We start from the raw sequence: 15,939 nt of genomic DNA on the forward strand, positions 1-15,939 counted from the left end.
CCATGGGTTTGAGGTATCGGAGAATACCTCAAACTTTTTAATCCGGCAAAAGTAGTGTATAAAAGTTTTATTTGCTAACATATCGAGGAAAAACTATGGCTGATCTATTTGTCATCGCCTATGAGGACGAATTTAAAGCAGAAGAAGTTCGTTTAACTTTGGCTAAACTGCAACAGGAACATCTGATCGAGTTAGAAGATGCTGCCGTAGTGGTTAAAAACAAAGATGGCCAGATTAAACTCAAGCAAGCGGTCAATTTAACGGCAGCAGGAGCCGCTAGTGGCAGTTTCTGGGGGTTATTAATCGGAATGCTCTTTTTATCCCCCTTATTAGGGGCCGTCCTCGGTGCTGCCGGTGGTGCTTTGGGAGGTGCTTTAAGTGATATCGGTGTGGATGACAATTTTATGCGCGAATTGGGAGAAACCCTGCAGCCCAGTACCTCTGCTCTCTTTGTTCTCGTCCAAAAAGTTACCCCCGATAAAGTCCTCGATGAAGTGGCCCCCTACGGAGGTAAAGTGTTACGCACTTCTTTGACCAAAACCGACGAAGCGGAATTACAGAAAGTTCTCGACCAAAGAGGTGTTAAACCCGAAACCGTTTAGGATATGGGTCCATAAAAGCTAGAAAAAGGGAATATATTTCCCTTTTTGCTTTTTGAACAAGAATGGGTTTAGCATGACAACCACAGCAGCTATAAAATAAGAAACAATCAATAATTATTAATGAACTTTAAGCTTCGATCGAGAATAAAAGTGCTTCAGTGTCGTAGTATTTATTCGTTAATCCCATTGATTGCATTCCTAATCTTTCCGTGACACGAATTGAGCGATAATTATCGGGATTAACCACTGCGTAGATAATCGGCAATTGTAAGGTGATTAAGCCGTATTCTAGAATAACTTTAGCCGCTTCGGTTATATATCCTTGTCCCCAATAATCGCGCCGTAAATGCCAACCAATTTCGCTATCTGGGGTAGGATAACCGTAGTTATCGGGTAAATTCTGTAAAATTATCGAACCGATAATCTGATTATTTTTTTGATCGATCATTGCCCACTAATCGCTGCCATTACCCTGATTACGAATAGTTGCTAATCTTTCGGAAAAATGGGCATTTAAACTCTCAATATCCGTGGCTAACTGACGAATTCTCGGTAAAAAATCAGTGACTTCGGAATTTTGATAGATTCTGAAAAAAAGACTCTTTGTCTGCGGGTAGTTGCCAAGGACGGAGAATTAGGCGATCGCTTTTCATTGTTTTAGTGAGCAAATTATAGCAATTCTCTTGCTGAGATTAGGGATTATTGTTGATAAAAAAACTTCTAAATCCCACGGCTAGTAGGGAACCACTTAAGACAGTTATCAATGTCCAAATTTGATTCTTTTGGGTTCCTTCGACTTTCTCTAAGCGTTTATTCATGTCATCAAATTTACTATCAAGAGTTTTAATATCACCTTTAACTTCCGTCAGTTCAATCTTTAAATCAGTAGTATCTTTTTGAAGATTTTTGACATCAGCTTTTATTTCCGCTTGTCCATTCTCGATCACCTTCAATCGATTGTCCACCTCAATCAGTCGAGTTTCCGTGGTAGTGAGTCGAGTTTCCACGGTAGTGAGTCGATTGTCCACGGTAGTGAGTCGATTGTCCACCTCAATGAGTCGAGTTTCTATGGTAGTGAGTCGAGTTTCCATGGTAGTGAGTCGATTGTCCACGGTAGTGAGTCGATTGTCCACGGTAGTGAGTCGATTGTCCACGGTAGTGAGTCGATTGTCCATGGTAGTGAGTCGATTATCGATTTCGTTGAATCGATGTTCGATTATCTTCTGTCCATTGAGGATTAAATCTTCTAGTCTTTTTAAATCATTATCGGTAGTAGTGGTGGTGGTCATTGATTAAACTCCTATAATTTCAATTTGCTCTTATCTTTATCATTATACCAAATCCGTTTTTAATCCTGTGATTAACTCCCAAGTTATGGATTGTTTCTCCCCACTTCCCCACTTCCCCTATACCTTTTAAACAGGATTTAGTATTATTTATAGCTTTGGTGCTTGAGCAAATATGTTCAGCGAGGATCACTCCCGTTAGAGTGAGATAAGATTAACTCTTATTCCTCACCCTAACTACTAGGAAAAACCGGCAATTAAATTACGCACCTTGCCGTAATTTATCCAAAACCGATCGATCTTCTAGAGTAGAAGTATCACCAGAAATCTCTTGACCTGATGCTAAAGTTCGCAAGAGACGACGCATAATTTTACCCGATCGCGTTTTTGGCAGTACATCGGTAAAACGGATTTCTCCCGGTCGGGCAATAATGCCAATTTCCTTGACAACGTGATCCTTTAATGCTTGCGCTAACTCCGGACTCGCTTCATAATGCCCCTCCAGAGTGACAAAAGCATAGACTTCTTCCCCTTTAATTTCATCCGGTCGTCCCACCACAGCCGCCTCTGCTACTGCGGGATGAGATACTAAAGCTGATTCGATCTCCATTGTCCCTAAACGGTGGCCAGAAACGCTCATCACGTCATCAACGCGCCCCATTACCCAGAAATAACCGTCCTCGTCCTGACGACTACCATCTCCAGCAAAATAGAGATATTGGCCATCTTTGGGGGCGATCTGTTCCCAGTAGGTATTGCGGAAGCGATCGGGATTTTTATAGACTGTTCGTAGCATACCGGGCCAGGGATATTTGACCACCAGATAACCCCCCTCATTCGCGTGGGTGGGATTGCCCTCTAAGTCCACCACTGCGGCGATAATACCGGGAAAAGGTAGGGTTGCTGACCCCGGTTTGGTGGCAATTGCCCCGGGTAAGGGAGTAATCATAATCCCCCCGGTTTCCGTTTGCCACCAAGTATCGACAATCGGACATTTTTCTTTACCGATAACCCGGTGATACCACATCCACGCTTCTGGGTTAATCGGTTCTCCCACAGTTCCCAGTAAGCGCAAAGAGGATAAATCCCGGCTATTGGGGATATCTTCACCCATTTTGATAAAAGCGCGGATAGCAGTGGGGGCAGTATAAAAGATATTAACGCGATATTTCTCGATTACATCCCAAAAACAGCCTAAATTAGAGGGACGGGGAACCCCTTCATACATTACCGTGGTGGCACCATTGGAAAGCGGTCCGTAAACGATATAACTATGGCCGGTAATCCAACCCACATCGGCAGTACACCAGTAAACATCGGTGTCTTTCAGGTCAAAAATCCATTTGCTGGTGACATGGGTGTAGAGATTATAACCGCCGGTGGTGTGGACGACTCCTTTCGGTTTGCCGGTGGAACCACTGGTGTAGAGGATAAATAACATATCTTCGCTATCCATCGGTTCGGCCGGACAATTAGCAGATACCTGTTTTTGTAGATCATGCCACCAGTAATCGCGATCGGCAACCATATTGATGGGTTCCTTGCTGCGCTGGACAACGAGAACTTTTTCCACACTGGGGGCGCTATTATCGGCTAGGGCCAGATCCACCTGTTCCTTGAGAGCAACGACTTTATCCTTGCGGAAACCACCATCGGCAGTGATTACCACCTTAGCGGCCGCATCATTAAGACGATCGCGCAAAGCATCGGCACTAAATCCCCCAAAAACGACACTGTGGGGCGCACCAATTCTGGCACAGGCTAACATGGCGATGGCCGCTTCGGGAATCATCGGCAGATAAATTCCGACCACATCGCCTTTTTTTACGCCTAATTCCTTTAAAGCGTTGGCAAATTGACATACTTCTCGGTGTAGCTGTTCGTAGGTAATGGTGCGGCTGTCTCCCGGTTCTCCTTCCCAGATGATGGCGGCTTTATTACGTCTCCAGGTGGTGAGATGTCTGTCAATACAGTTGTAACAAATATTAATCTTGCCGTTGACGAACCATTTAGCAAAGGGGGGCTGCCAGTCAAGAACCTCTGACCATTTTTCAAACCAATGTAGTTCTTTTTCGGCTAATTGGGCCCAAAAAGCTGGGGGATCGGCCTTGGCTTTGGCGTAGAGTTGCTGGTATTCTTCAAGGCTTTTAATGGTGGCATTCTGAGCAAATTCGGCACTGGGAGGAAACAGCCGATTTTCCTGTAGGATCGATTCGATCGCTATTTCTGTCATACTGGCAAACGAAATAAATTATCTTGCGATCCAGATTACCTTTTTCGGTTCCCCCCGTAACCTTGGCAAGCAATTCTTTAAGGCTATTTTAGGATTAGCCGAGATGCGACTAGCGATCGCAATTTAGCCCCAAGTGTTACAGAGTTTAAAGTTATGTCACCGATCGAGCGATGAACAGATCGCTGTAAGGTAAACTAACCGATAAACCCGAAATTTAACATGGAGAACACTCGGTAAGGAGTCATAATTCAATGTCTCATAGCGTTAAAATTTACGATACCTGTATCGGTTGCACCCAATGCGTTCGGGCTTGTCCCCTCGACGTGCTGGAAATGGTCCCCTGGGATGGCTGTAAAGCTGCCCAGATTGCCTCCTCTCCCCGCACGGAAGACTGTATTGGTTGTAAGCGTTGCGAAACCGCTTGTCCGACGGATTTCTTAAGCATTCGGGTTTATCTCGGAGCAGAAACCACCCGCAGCATGGGTCTAGCCTACTAGGCCCGGCAATCATTCTGTGTTTAACATTTAGCGAAAACTAATCTTGTTAAGAGGACTAACCAGTCCTCTTTTTTCGTTATACTCCCGTCGCTAGTGAAGATTTTAGTTAGGGCTGGCTGAATTACTGAACTTCCCCCATACATATATACTACAATAGCCGAAAACCCTTATCCATCAATGGATACGCCCCTTAACTTTTCTTGATGTACCCATGTAATTTGTAACATTTCTTAATGGACAAGAATTCTCTCTATTTGCTAGAATGATAGCCATGTATATAGAAAAAGTTCCTAATACCATTTCTCTAAATGAAAACTACACATCGAATTTAAGTCACCCTTTTTAAGGGGGATTTAGGGGGATTAAACTTCTGTAGTCAGACTTTGGAGAATTGGTATAACCGTAATTCCCCCCCCGCCGTTCTTCTTCGGGAGTCCTACCGAGAAGGAGATCAAGTCAAAAAAAGAACCCTGGCCAATCTCTCAAAATTACCCGATGATATTATCGACAATCTGAAACTGGCTCTTAAAGGGGCAACACTGTCCATGAATGAAGGCATTCCCAATCATTTTGAAGTGATTAGAAGTCTTCCTCATGGTCATGTAATGGCTATTTTAGAGACGATTAAAAAATTAGGTTTAGATAAAATAATCAGTAAAAAATCCTCACGAATCAGAAACTTAGTAGTGGCGATGATTGTGGCAAGAATCATCAATCCTAAATCAAAACTAGCCACAGCGAGAGGGTTTAATAGCGAGACTGGCAGTCAGAGTTTAGGACAATTGTTAGACTTAGAGAAAGCCGGCTCTTTGGTTTGTGTTATGCAATGGACGGGGGATATAAGGGATGTAACCCTTATGTAGAAAAGCATTTGGCGATTTTTGTCAATTGTTTTTGATCTAGAGCGAACTAATCAATTAAATCTCTTACCAGATAATGATTTAGTCGATTTATGCCCCCATATCGAATCATACCAAGTAACGAAGAACCTAAATTATTAACTAAAAATTTTGTATCTCCTTCAGTCACCCCTATTTAAACCATAAAATTAGAGTTATCTTTATGTTTGCCACTGATAAATACTTAGAATTATTAAAGCAATACCCTCCTTGTCCTATTCACAATGAGGAAGACTTAGAAATGATGCAGGAGGTTATTAATCGCCTTTTAGACAAACCCCAATTAACGACAGAAGAAAGGGAATATCTAAATGTTTTAGGGTCTTTAATTTATGAGTATGAGGAAAATCAAGAGCCAATACCTGATATTTATGGACTTGAATTGTTGAAATTTATATTAGAGGAAAGAAACCTACAAAAGCAAGATTTGCTATCTATTTTTGAAAGTAAGTCAACCCTGGATGACATTCTTGATGGCCAACAAGATCTAACTCCTATCTATATTCAAAAATTAGCCAATTTTTTAAATATATCTCCTGATTTATTTTTTCCTAGTTAGTCACAAAAAATGCGTTAGACAGTTAAGCTTATTTCCTGTCTTAACGCATAGGTTAACAGACTAAATTAAAGCCTGATAACGCCCCAAAGCCAGTAGAGGAAAATACTGCTGATAGAAATGATATTTCAGGTAAAAATGACAGGGAAAACCTGTACCGGTGAAGTAATCTTCATCCCATGTACCATTTTCTTTTTGGGTAACAAGAAGATAATTAACGCCCTTTTCAATCACTTCTCGCTGATAATTGCCGGTGACTTTCCCGACGGCTAATAAACCGATTAATGCCCAAGCAGTTTGGGAAGCGGTACTATTTCCCTGTCCTTTAAATTTAGGGTTATTGTAACTAAAACAGGTTTCACCCCAACCACCATCAACATTTTGACAACTGCTTAACCAATTGGCTCCTTTTTGCAATTGCTGGCGATATTTATTCGGTTCCAGAAAAGCCAAAGCAGATAACGCCCCACTGGTTCCATAAATATAATTTACACCCCAACGACCAAACCAACTACCATCAGCTTCCTGTTCTTTTTCCAGATAATCCAAAGCTTTTTTAACTCGATTTTCCTCCATTTTAACATCACAAGTGCCTAACATTTCTAGAACTCTGGCAGTAACATCAGCCGTATTAGGATCGATCATTGCTTTTAGATCGGCATAGGGCAAAGAATTAAGCCAGTTTTGATCGTTATCGATGTCAAAAGCTCCCCAACCACCAGCTTTACACTGCATAGTAGCCATCCAATTAACTGCCCGTTTCATCACGCTTTTTTTAATATTTTCATCGGGCATTTTAATTAACTCTAAAGCCATCACCACCACTGCCGAATCGTCTAAATCGGGATACCAGCGATTATCAAATTCAAAAGCCCAACCCCCGGGGGTTCCGATTTTATTTTTAATCGCCCAATCGCCATAATCAAGAATTTGTTGATCGATTAACCATTGTCCCGCTTTAATTATAGATGGATGAGCGGGATTTAGACCGGATTCAATTAGCGATCGAATTACCCAAGCCGTATCCCAAACTGGCGACACACAGGGCTGTACACAATAGGTATTATCTGTCTGAATGGCAAAATTATCCACGGCTTTTAAACCGCGGGCAACAATCGGATCGTAAACATCATAACCTAGGGCTTTTAAAGCTAATAGGGAATTTAACATCGCCGGGATAATTCCCCCCCAATCGCCTGTGTCTTCCTGTCGTTCAATTACCCATTTTTCCGCCGCTTTCAGACTTTCTTGACGGAAGGGAACTAAATCAGTTTTTTCTGCCCATTTAAACAGTCCATCTAACCAGAGGAAAACATCCGCCCAATCGTTATTTTTTGGTAACTCATACTTGACATTATTCACCCCTTCTGTATAGAGTTCATCGAGATTAAAACCCATTTTATACACGGGTTTTTTGTCGAAAACAATTAATAAAGGAACCGTACTTCCCCGCGCCCAACTGGACATTTCATAGATAGTAAAAGGGAAATTTTCCGGCAGTAGCATGATCCAAGCGGGGATAGAGGGAACCCCCTGCCAATCGTAACAACCAATTAAAGCGAGGTGCATTTTGGTGAAAATGCGGGTTTTGCTGATGCCACCTTTAGCTAAGATAAATTCTCTAGCTTTTTCTAAAGCAGGATCATTAACAGGAATTCCCAATAGTCGCAGCCCCATGTAGGCTTCCACAGTGGTGCTAAGATCGCCACCATCACCATAAAATAACTCCCAAGCGCCGTTAGGACACTGTTGCTGACGCAGATAGGTGGCTGCTTTGTCTAGGGGGCGTTTTTTGTCAGTTTTCCAGATTTTGTGCAGTAAAATTGCTTCTGAGGTGATGGTGACATTAGATTCTAATTCTGCCCACCAGTAACCGTCAGGGTATTGGGTAGAAAGTAAATAATTTTGAGAAAGTTCGATCGCTTTCGCTGTTTTAGCGGCTATTTCGGTGATTTTGTCCTGAATCTGCATTTTTTTCCGTTCGACAACCTCTAGGGACCACGAGTGCAAATAATTCATAATTCCCTGAAGACAAAAAGGGTACGAAACTCGCACCCCACCAGATTTATCTTCATTGAACTTACTTTTTCTTTTTGCCTTTAGCGGGCGGATTATCCTTCGCTGCCGGTTCCGGGGCTTTTTCCTCCACTTGCGGGGCGGCTGCTACCGGTTCCGGGGCTTTTTGTCCCATTTGGGCGGCTACTTCGGCGGCGAAATCCGTTTCTTCTTTCTCGATCCCTTCACCTAGTACAAAGCGTTGGAAACGACGCACCTGAATATTTTCTCCCAAAGCGGCGATCGCTTGTTTGAGCAATTCGTCAATACTGATGTTCTGATCGCGGATAAAGGGTTGATCGAGCAGAGAAAGTTCTTTCAAACGTTTTTCAATACGGCCGGCCACGATTTTTTCTTTGATATTATCGGGTTTATTGGCTAAATCGTCCCGTCCCATCTCAATTTCTTTTTCTTTGGCGGCGATTTCGGCGGGAATATCGGCCACTTTTACATATTCGACGTTAGGACAAGCGGCAATCTGCATCGCCACGTCATTAACCAATTTTTTGAACTCCTCGCGACGGGCAACAAAATCGGTTTCACAGTTCACTTCCACTAAAACACCGATGCGGCTGCCGGTGTGGATGTAACTGCCGATCATCCCTTCTGCCGCTACCCGACTAGCTTTTTTCTCGGCGGAAGTAATCCCTTTTTGTCGCAACCATTCGATCGCTTTGGTTATATCCCCCGCGTTTTCCGTCAGCGCCCTCTTGCAATCCATCATGCCGGCGCCGGTCTTTTCCCTAAGTTCTTTAACCTGTTGTGCTGTAATTTCCGCCATAAAATTCCTAACCTACTGCTTATAATTGATCATGCCACGAGAGGGGCAGGTTTGACCGCTCGATAGGCTCGGAAAGTTTCCCCCCGAACCTAGCTGCGATCAATAGCTAATTTTCCCTAGTTATCGTCGTCTCCACTGGCAAATTCGGCGGCGTATTGGGAATAATCACCTTCTTCCTCGTACTCGGTTTCATTATCGTAGTCTTCCTCGTATTCTTCCACCGCTGCTTGACCACCGCGACGACCTTCGATGATCGCATCGCTAATTTTGCCTAAAATCAGTTTGACTGAGCGAATTGCGTCATCGTTGGCGGGAATCGGCACATCTACCAAGTCAGGATCGCAGTTAGTATCCAAGAGGGAGATGATGGGAATGCCCAATTTTTGGCATTCTTGGATAGCGTTGTATTCCCGACGCTGATCGACTACGACGACTAAATCCGGCAGCCGGCGCATGGTTTTAATGCCACCGAGGTATTTTTCCAGTTTGCCCAATTCCCGACGCAGTACCGATGCTTCTTTTTTCGGTCGTTTATCGAGGGCGCCGCTATTTTCTAATTCTTCTAATTCTTTGAGTCTTTCTACCCGGCCGCGAATGGTTTCCCAGTTGGTTAACATTCCCCCTAACCAGCGTTGGTTAACGAAGTGGCTACCGCTGCGTAAAGCTTCCTGTTTAATGATTGCTGCCGCTTGCCGTTTCGTACCGATGAATAAAAAGCGTTTACCGCTATCGGCTTCTCCTCGGACAAATTCGTAAGCTTCTTCGATTAATTGGGCGGTTTGCACCAAATCAATGATATGAACCCCATTCCGGGCAGTGTAGATGTACTGAGACATTTTCGGGTTCCAACGGCGCGTTTGATGGCCGAAGTGAACCCCAGACTCTAGCAATTCTGCGAGAGAGACAACGGGCATATTTTTCTCCTTTTCGGGTTTATCCTCCATCTAGGGCTGGATTTCTAGATTCCTAGAAACACCCGATCGCCTAGATGTGCGATTTTTGACAACTTTTCTAGTCTAACACGAAAGGGCGCAATTGCATACCCGTAAATATTGGGTACTGAGGGCTTGCTACTGCAATTCCTCAAGTTTTTTCAAAACCGCTTCTGCATGGGCTTTTACCTTGACATTTGACCAAATATAGGCAATATTTCCCTGGGGGTCGATCAGGAAAGTGGATCGTTTAATCCCCATATATTCCTTACCCATAAATTTTTTTAATCCCCAGACTTGATAAATTTCCGCCAGTTGATGTTCGGTATCGCTCAATAATTGAATAGTTAAATTGTGTTTTTCAATAAAACGACAGTGGGACTTGGCTGAATCGGGACTAACTCCCAGAATTACCGCGTTTAATTGCTGAAATTGCGGCGACAAAGCGGTAAAATCGATCGCTTCTGTGCTGCAGCCCGGAGTGTTATCTTTGGGATAAAAATATAAGACCAACCACTGACCGGCAAAATCTGCTAATTTACTAATTTCGCCTCTTTGGTTGGGGGTGGCAAATTCGGGGGCTTTTTGTCCAACTTCTAGGGTCATTTTTAGGAGTGTAAAGGCAAGAGTAAGAAAGGAGCGAGGGAGAGGGAAAGCAATAGCCAGACTTGATAGTTAAATCTGGGAAGTTCGGGGTTTTCTGACTCGACTAAAGCATCGATTCTCTCTAATAAACGATTATTTAAGGAATGATCATTGAGAGCGACACAGCAACTATCGGAGAAACTTATTTCCGCTACTTGATTAACTTTTTCTGCCACTAAAAGCAGCGATTCAGCTAATAGTAAATAATCCACTTGTCCGGAAGCGTACTTATCGGCGCGTAATTCCCGCAAGAAGACCAATTCTGACCATAAATTCTCGCTATTGGGCAGCCAAGAAGACATCGATCGCAACCAACCTAACCAGAAAAACCAGAAAGTGTCATGATATTCTTGGTGAGCTTGTTCGTGGGCTAAAACTGCTTGTAAATGTTCTTGATCCAAGAGATTTAATAATCCTTGGGTTACAATTAATTCCGACTTCCAAAAGCCAACTCTGGCACTGTAGGGAAAATCCACCGCTAAAACTCTCGCCTTCTGAGCGGTGATTTTTTTGAGGGGATAACTGCTAAAATCCCGATGGGTTTGCCAAGTTTGATAGGAGAGTTTTATCAAACAAAATATAGCAAAAACTATCCAAATTATGGCACTAAAGTAACTAATTAGACTGGAGTTATAGCCCAACATTTGCCCACGATAGCCCATACAAACCACCGATATAACTGTCATTAACAGCAGCAAAGGAGGAAAGAGAAAGAAAAATAGCGTTATCTGCCAACGACGCTGATAGCTAGGCAGAAACCAACGTAAACCAATGGCGATAGTTAATGCTAGTAATAACATTGAACCGTGCATTAGCTTTCTCTCCGTTGTTGACGCAGGGTATCTAAACGAGATGCGATCGCTTTTAATTGTTCGACACTAGCAGTATCGAGACTATCGGCAAAAGAAGCCACCACATCCGCATTACCAATAGCCAAAAAACGATGTAATTGTTCGTAGGCTTTAATTGCCTGTGCTTGTTCCTTAGAAACCATCGGTTTCCAGTAGAAAATCCGACCCTGTTTATAACAACTTAACCAGCCTTTATTAGTTAAACGACGCAGTACCGTAGTCACAGAAGTATAGGCCAGATCCCGTTCTGGATCCGCTAAAATGCGATCGTGGACATCCTTAACGCTAACGGGTTCCAATTCCCAGACAATATTGAGAATTTCCGCTTCTAGGGGGCCAAGGGATAACTGTTTTGGTTGATAGGTCGGCAATTGAGCCATAGTCACACAGAAATGAAGATTACTTTCCTGATCATAGCGGCGGATATCGATCGCCTGATAAAATAGCAACGATCCTTTATATTGTCTTTATGTCCACCGAAACTAATTTAACCACAACTACGGGCGCTGATGCCATTGATGTGGCGATCGCTAATGGCATTGATTTTGATGGTTCCCCAATTCCACCGGCAAAATTGGAACTTTATCACCGGGTAATGGGTTTGGAAGCAGGACGACAAAGAAGCGGGGTTTCTAACACGATGAGATCGCGAATTGTCCGCATCGGGGCCAAACATATCCCCCAAGAGGAATTAAATCAGCTGTTGTTAGCCGCCGATTTTGCCCCTCTCAAGGAGAAAGAAATCGCTTTTTACCTATAATGTCGGCTTTTCATCTCTCGGTTTCACCTCGGAGATGAAAAGTTCCGCCAGCATAGAACAGCGAAGCACGACTAAGAATAACTCTAATCTATAGTTGCCAATTTAACTTTAGTATGCTAGAGTAGTTTGCGTGGTAGGTCGATAACGCAAAATGTTTGTTTTAGAGTACAAGCTTAGAGGAAAACCATCTCAATATCAAGCCATTGATGAGGCTATTCGGACAGTACAGTTTGTTCGGAATAAATGTCTTAGATATTGGGAAGACAATAAAGGTGTAGGACAAAAGGATGTATATAAATATGTCACTCAATTAAGAGATGAATACCCTTTTGTTCAAGACCTTAACTCTACAGCTTGTCAACAGGCTTGCGAACGGACTTGGACTGCTATTCTTAGGTTCTATAATAACTGTAAGAACAAAATTGCTGGTAAGAAAGGATATCCTAAATACTCTAAACGTACTCATTCTGTTGAGTTTAAAAAGTCAGGTTGGAAACTTAATCGAAATTCCAAGAGAATAACTTTCACTGATGGAAAAAACATTGGGGAGTTAAAACTAATTGGTAGTCGAGACTTGTTTTATTTTCAAGAATGGCAAATTCAACGGATAAGAATAGTTAAAAGGGCCGAATTTGACTTCTTTTCTGAACAAAACCCCCTACTATCTGTTGTCAAGGTTCAGTTTTTAGCTTGGTTATCGCTTTTTCCGTTGTAGCTTAAAGCCGTCCTAAAAGGACGGGGTTTTAACCCAAATTTTCGATAAAAGATTTTGTTAACAAAGTGTTGGTCGAGGAAATCTCCTTGATCTACATTGATGAAGAGGGAATTATTTTCAAGAACTAACAAGGCGCTCCGTCCCTCAAAATTCGATTTTTCGAGGTAGCCTAGACATAACGCCTTGGTTATTGGCTAAAATTAAACTTTTTTTGCCCATCAATTTAAAAACTTGCGTTTTTTTGATCATCTTAGCCTAGAGGACTGAGTAGTATGAGTTACAGCAAAGTTGATTTGTTAATTTTGTCCATCAGTGTAATCTGGGTTAAATCTCTCACTTTTTCCCGTTATCAATTACTCAAGGGGTAGCTCGATCAATTGGACTTATTGAGAAAATCTTCGCACTAATTGAGAGTAAACCAAGGTTTGATCAGGGTTTCAGGCGGTGCAATGCTGAAGTAAATCTATTTTTCGAGGTACCCCCAAGAGGATCGATAACCACTGATTCCGAGCCAGTAATGATACACTAGGCATGATTTAATTACAAACCTCGATCGCAAAAGGAAATAAATATCGATGAAAGCCATGATTTTGGCGGCAGGCAAAGGAACTCGTGTCCGTCCGATTACCCATACGATTCCCAAACCCCTGATCCCGATTTTACAAAAGCCGGTGATGGAGTTTTTATTGGAACTGTTGCGACAGCATGGCTTTGATCAGATCATGGTGAATGTCAGTCATTTAGCCGAAGAAATTGAGAGTTATTTCCGCGATGGTCAGCGTTTTGGGGTGCATATCGGCTATTCTTTTGAGGGTAGAATCGAAGAGGGCGAGTTAATCGGTGATGCCCTAGGATCGGCGGGCGGTTTACGACGAATTCAAGATTTTAATCCCTTTTTTGACGATACTTTTGTGGTTCTCTGTGGTGATGCGCTGATTGATCTCGATCTAACCGCAGCCGTTAAATGGCATCGAGAAAAAGGAGCGATCGCCACTATCGTCACCAAAACTGTCCCCAGAGAGGAAGTATCCAGTTATGGGGTGGTAGTTAGCGACGAGGAGGGACGGATTCTCAGTTTCCAAGAAAAACCGGCCATCGATGAAGCTTTGAGTACCTGCATTAACACGGGGATCTATATTTTTGAACCAGAAATCATTGATTTTATTCCCCCTAATAGTAAATACGACATTGGTGGCGATTTGTTCCCCCAATTAGTCGCTAAAGCTGCGCCTTTCTACGCTTTAAACATGGATTTTGAATGGGTGGATATTGGTAAAGTCCCCGACTACTGGCAGGCAATTCGCGGGGTGTTATCCAGGAAAATTAAAAATGTTGCTATCCCCGGCATCGAAGTCAAACCGGGCATCTACACGGGCTTAAATGTGGGGGTAAACTGGGATCGAGTCGATATTACCGGACCTGTGTATATCGGGGCAATGACGCGCATTGAAGACGGGGCGAAAATTGTCGGTCCGAGTATGATTGGCCCAAATTGTTGGATTTGTGGCGGCGCAACAGTGGATAATAGCGTTATTTTTGAATATTCTCGCCTCGGTTCAGGGGCGCGTTTGGTGGATAAGTTGGTCTTTGGGCGCTACTGTGTTGATAAAACCGGCGCGGCGATCGATGTGGAAGCGGCAGCCTTGGATTGGTTGATTACCGATACCCGCAAGGTTCCCCCAGAATTTGATCACCCTAAACATCAGGCAATTCGTTCTTTATTCAATGGCAAGTAGGCAACACCGCAACAGGGAAACCACTTCGCGCGCGTTGTGAGGGAGAAGGGAGAGGGGAAAACAAATAAAAATAGTCTCCTGAATACTGTCTCCTGACTCCTGAATACTGTCTCCCCAAAACGAAAACTTCCTACCTCACCACATATCATGTTTGATTCTCCAGTTGATCTTCTCATTCTCTCCAATGGTCCTGGAGAAATATCTACATGGGTGCGTCCAGTTGTCAAGAGATTGCGACAAAACTTAACAGAAGCTCGATCGCGGTTGCGGATTTCGGTGATTCTTTCCCCTTGTACTCATTCTATGGGGGCGGAAACGGAAGTAGTTAGGAAATATCCGGAGGTCGATCGAGTCCAGTCGCCAGAAAACTTCTTTAATTTTCTTTTCTGGGGAAAAACCGCCGATAATTGGGATTGGCACCCCAAGGGCATCGTTTTATTTTTAGGGGGCGATCAATTTTTTGCCCTCACCATCGGTAAACGTTTGGGTTATCGCACGATTATCTATGCGGAATGGGAAGCGCGTTGGTATCGGGGGATCGATCGCTTTGCCGTGATGAATACAAGTGTATTAAATAATATTCCCCAACAATATCAGCATAAATTTACTGTTATCGGCGATTTAATGGTGGATTTGCCCACTGCTATCACCCCTGATGATGCTACCTTAATTGCACTCCTCCCGGGTTCCAAACCCTCGAAATTAGCCCAGGGTGTACCCCTAACCCTAGCCATTGCTGAAAAGATACACGCGCAGGCTCCCCAGACTAAATTCTTAATTCCCGTCGCTCCTACCCTAAATTTAGCTTATTTGGCGAAATTTGCCGATCCTAGCTATAATCCGATGATCACTAAAACCGGTTGGAGTGCTGCCCAATTAAAAAACGGCGAAAAACCCTATCTAGAAACAGATAAGGGGGTAAAAGTTGACCTAATTACCGATTTTCCCGCCCATAACCAGCTTTCTCGCTGTCATTTAGCTTTAACGACGGTGGGTGCTAATACTGCTGAATTAGGGGCGCTGGCAATCCCGATGATTATTTTACTACCGACTCAGCAACTAGACGCGATGAGAACTTGGGACGGTTTACCCGGTTTATTAGCTCAACTGCCGGGGGTGGGTTCTTTATTTGCTAAGATAATTAATCTCTATATGTTGCGGAAAAAGCGTTTATATGCTTGGCCAAATATTTGGGCTGGTGCCGAAATTGTTCCGGAATTATTAGGGGAATTACAACCAGAGGAAGTGGCAAATATCGCTAGATCTTGGTTAGAAAATCCCGAACAATTAGAGGCTATCCGGCAAAAATTGCGGGCAGTGCGCGGGCAAGCAGGAGCAGTGGATAAGTTAGTATCTATTATTGCCGAACAATTGTCTAGCTTCTAAGCAAT

General features: G+C 43.2%; 15 protein-coding genes and 2 pseudogenes. 8 read left to right on the top strand and 9 right to left on the bottom strand.

Features of this window, described 5'->3' with window-relative positions; translation table 11 throughout:
• Nucleotides 1-95: 95 nt before the first annotated feature.
• Nucleotides 96-602 (top strand): DUF1269 domain-containing protein, encoded by a 507-nt coding sequence (locus ACQY1Y_RS07260; RefSeq protein ID WP_002731545.1) that lies wholly within the window; start codon nucleotides 96-98, stop codon nucleotides 600-602.
• Between the two features lie 127 nt (nucleotides 603-729).
• On the opposite strand, the gene ACQY1Y_RS07265 is transcribed toward ACQY1Y_RS07260, so the two are convergent.
• The 3 genes from ACQY1Y_RS07265 to acs all read right to left on the bottom strand — a co-directional run bounded on the left by ACQY1Y_RS07265 (nucleotide 730) and on the right by acs (nucleotide 4,121).
• Nucleotides 730-1,050: a GNAT family N-acetyltransferase gene (locus ACQY1Y_RS07265; protein ID WP_002733385.1), complete on the bottom strand. Its 321-nt coding sequence runs from the start codon at nucleotides 1,048-1,050 to the stop codon at nucleotides 730-732.
• A 244-nt stretch (nucleotides 1,051-1,294) separates the two neighbouring features.
• Entirely contained in the window at nucleotides 1,295-1,891 is a 597-nt protein-coding gene (locus tag ACQY1Y_RS07270) for a hypothetical protein (RefSeq protein WP_430014275.1), read from the bottom strand.
• Between the two features lie 259 nt (nucleotides 1,892-2,150).
• Nucleotides 2,151-4,121 (bottom strand): acetate--CoA ligase, encoded by a 1,971-nt coding sequence (gene acs, locus ACQY1Y_RS07275; protein WP_016514843.1) that lies wholly within the window; start codon nucleotides 4,119-4,121, stop codon nucleotides 2,151-2,153.
• A gap of 251 nt (nucleotides 4,122-4,372) precedes the next feature.
• Here acs and psaC point away from each other — a divergent pair, with 251 nt between their 5' ends.
• The 3 genes and pseudogenes from psaC (at nucleotide 4,373) to ACQY1Y_RS07290 (ending at nucleotide 6,076) form a co-directional block, all read left to right on the top strand.
• A complete protein-coding gene (gene psaC / locus ACQY1Y_RS07280) occupies nucleotides 4,373-4,618 on the top strand; it encodes a photosystem I iron-sulfur center protein PsaC (RefSeq protein ID WP_002734319.1) in 246 nt (81 codons plus the stop codon).
• A 383-nt stretch (nucleotides 4,619-5,001) separates the two neighbouring features.
• Nucleotides 5,002-5,421: pseudogene (locus tag ACQY1Y_RS07285) on the top strand (IS1634 family transposase); the annotation flags it as partial.
• Nucleotides 5,422-5,680: 259 nt separating this feature from the next.
• Complete coding sequence (locus tag ACQY1Y_RS07290; RefSeq protein ID WP_002733792.1) at nucleotides 5,681-6,076, top strand: helix-turn-helix domain-containing protein; 396 nt, start codon at nucleotides 5,681-5,683, stop codon at nucleotides 6,074-6,076.
• Between the two features lie 60 nt (nucleotides 6,077-6,136).
• On the opposite strand, the gene shc is transcribed toward ACQY1Y_RS07290, so the two are convergent.
• The 6 genes from shc to ACQY1Y_RS07320 all read right to left on the bottom strand — a co-directional run bounded on the left by shc (nucleotide 6,137) and on the right by ACQY1Y_RS07320 (nucleotide 11,786).
• Nucleotides 6,137-8,044: a squalene--hopene cyclase gene (shc, locus tag ACQY1Y_RS07295; RefSeq protein WP_430014652.1), complete on the bottom strand. Its 1,908-nt coding sequence runs from the start codon at nucleotides 8,042-8,044 to the stop codon at nucleotides 6,137-6,139.
• A 109-nt stretch (nucleotides 8,045-8,153) separates the two neighbouring features.
• Entirely contained in the window at nucleotides 8,154-8,909 is a 756-nt protein-coding gene (gene tsf, locus ACQY1Y_RS07300; RefSeq protein ID WP_002753383.1) for a translation elongation factor Ts, read from the bottom strand.
• 116 nt (nucleotides 8,910-9,025) lie between these two features.
• Nucleotides 9,026-9,823 carry a 30S ribosomal protein S2 gene (rpsB, locus tag ACQY1Y_RS07305; RefSeq protein ID WP_043997933.1) on the bottom strand — a complete coding sequence of 266 codons (798 nt, stop codon included), beginning with the start codon at nucleotides 9,821-9,823 and terminating at the stop codon, nucleotides 9,026-9,028.
• A gap of 156 nt (nucleotides 9,824-9,979) precedes the next feature.
• Entirely contained in the window at nucleotides 9,980-10,447 is a 468-nt protein-coding gene (gene bcp, locus ACQY1Y_RS07310) for a thioredoxin-dependent thiol peroxidase (protein ID WP_272076858.1), read from the bottom strand.
• 2 nt (nucleotides 10,448-10,449) lie between these two features.
• A complete protein-coding gene (locus ACQY1Y_RS07315) occupies nucleotides 10,450-11,298 on the bottom strand; it encodes a M56 family metallopeptidase (RefSeq protein WP_430014276.1) in 849 nt (282 codons plus the stop codon).
• Nucleotides 11,298-11,786 carry a BlaI/MecI/CopY family transcriptional regulator gene (locus ACQY1Y_RS07320; protein ID WP_002753379.1) on the bottom strand — a complete coding sequence of 163 codons (489 nt, stop codon included), beginning with the start codon at nucleotides 11,784-11,786 and terminating at the stop codon, nucleotides 11,298-11,300. The genes ACQY1Y_RS07315 and ACQY1Y_RS07320 overlap by 1 nt, the downstream gene beginning before the upstream one ends.
• A gap of 20 nt (nucleotides 11,787-11,806) precedes the next feature.
• Here ACQY1Y_RS07320 and ACQY1Y_RS07325 point away from each other — a divergent pair, with 20 nt between their 5' ends.
• The 4 genes and pseudogenes from ACQY1Y_RS07325 to ACQY1Y_RS07340 all read left to right on the top strand — a co-directional run bounded on the left by ACQY1Y_RS07325 (nucleotide 11,807) and on the right by ACQY1Y_RS07340 (nucleotide 15,934).
• Nucleotides 11,807-12,097 carry a small RNA NsiR4-regulated ssr1528 family protein gene (locus ACQY1Y_RS07325; protein WP_002732452.1) on the top strand — a complete coding sequence of 97 codons (291 nt, stop codon included), beginning with the start codon at nucleotides 11,807-11,809 and terminating at the stop codon, nucleotides 12,095-12,097.
• Between the two features lie 151 nt (nucleotides 12,098-12,248).
• Nucleotides 12,249-12,728, top strand: a pseudogene (locus ACQY1Y_RS07330) (RNA-guided endonuclease InsQ/TnpB family protein); the annotation flags it as partial.
• 659 nt (nucleotides 12,729-13,387) lie between these two features.
• The gene (locus tag ACQY1Y_RS07335) at nucleotides 13,388-14,548 is read left to right on the top strand and encodes a sugar phosphate nucleotidyltransferase (RefSeq protein ID WP_002734722.1); all 1,161 of its coding nucleotides are present in this window, start codon (nucleotides 13,388-13,390) and stop codon (nucleotides 14,546-14,548) included.
• Nucleotides 14,549-14,695: 147 nt separating this feature from the next.
• On the top strand, nucleotides 14,696-15,934 hold the full coding sequence (locus ACQY1Y_RS07340) for a lipid-A-disaccharide synthase (protein WP_430014277.1): 1,239 nt from the start codon (nucleotides 14,696-14,698) through the stop codon (nucleotides 15,932-15,934).
• The last annotated feature ends 5 nt before the right edge of the window (nucleotides 15,935-15,939 follow it).

Origin of the sequence: Microcystis ichthyoblabe FBCC-A1114, from assembly GCF_050500245.1 — a bacterium.
GTDB classification, from domain to species: domain Bacteria; phylum Cyanobacteriota; class Cyanobacteriia; order Cyanobacteriales; family Microcystaceae; genus Microcystis; species Microcystis ichthyoblabe_A.

Coding starts and splice junctions, on each gene's coding strand:
- ACQY1Y_RS07290 (WP_002733792.1), top strand. CDS start 5,681: ATGTTTGCCACTGATAAATACTTAGAATTATTAAAGCAATACCCTCCT.
- rpsB (WP_043997933.1), bottom strand. CDS start 9,823: ATGCCCGTTGTCTCTCTCGCAGAATTGCTAGAGTCTGGGGTTCACTTC.
- acs (WP_016514843.1), bottom strand. CDS start 4,121: ATGACAGAAATAGCGATCGAATCGATCCTACAGGAAAATCGGCTGTTT.
- ACQY1Y_RS07265 (WP_002733385.1), bottom strand. CDS start 1,050: ATGATCGATCAAAAAAATAATCAGATTATCGGTTCGATAATTTTACAG.
- bcp (WP_272076858.1), bottom strand. CDS start 10,447: ATGACCCTAGAAGTTGGACAAAAAGCCCCCGAATTTGCCACCCCCAAC.
- ACQY1Y_RS07315 (WP_430014276.1), bottom strand. CDS start 11,298: ATGCACGGTTCAATGTTATTACTAGCATTAACTATCGCCATTGGTTTA.
- ACQY1Y_RS07335 (WP_002734722.1), top strand. CDS start 13,388: ATGAAAGCCATGATTTTGGCGGCAGGCAAAGGAACTCGTGTCCGTCCG.
- ACQY1Y_RS07260 (WP_002731545.1), top strand. CDS start 96: ATGGCTGATCTATTTGTCATCGCCTATGAGGACGAATTTAAAGCAGAA.
- ACQY1Y_RS07270 (WP_430014275.1), bottom strand. CDS start 1,891: ATGACCACCACCACTACTACCGATAATGATTTAAAAAGACTAGAAGAT.
- ACQY1Y_RS07325 (WP_002732452.1), top strand. CDS start 11,807: ATGTCCACCGAAACTAATTTAACCACAACTACGGGCGCTGATGCCATT.
- ACQY1Y_RS07340 (WP_430014277.1), top strand. CDS start 14,696: ATGTTTGATTCTCCAGTTGATCTTCTCATTCTCTCCAATGGTCCTGGA.
- shc (WP_430014652.1), bottom strand. CDS start 8,044: ATGCAGATTCAGGACAAAATCACCGAAATAGCCGCTAAAACAGCGAAA.
- psaC (WP_002734319.1), top strand. CDS start 4,373: ATGTCTCATAGCGTTAAAATTTACGATACCTGTATCGGTTGCACCCAA.
- tsf (WP_002753383.1), bottom strand. CDS start 8,909: ATGGCGGAAATTACAGCACAACAGGTTAAAGAACTTAGGGAAAAGACC.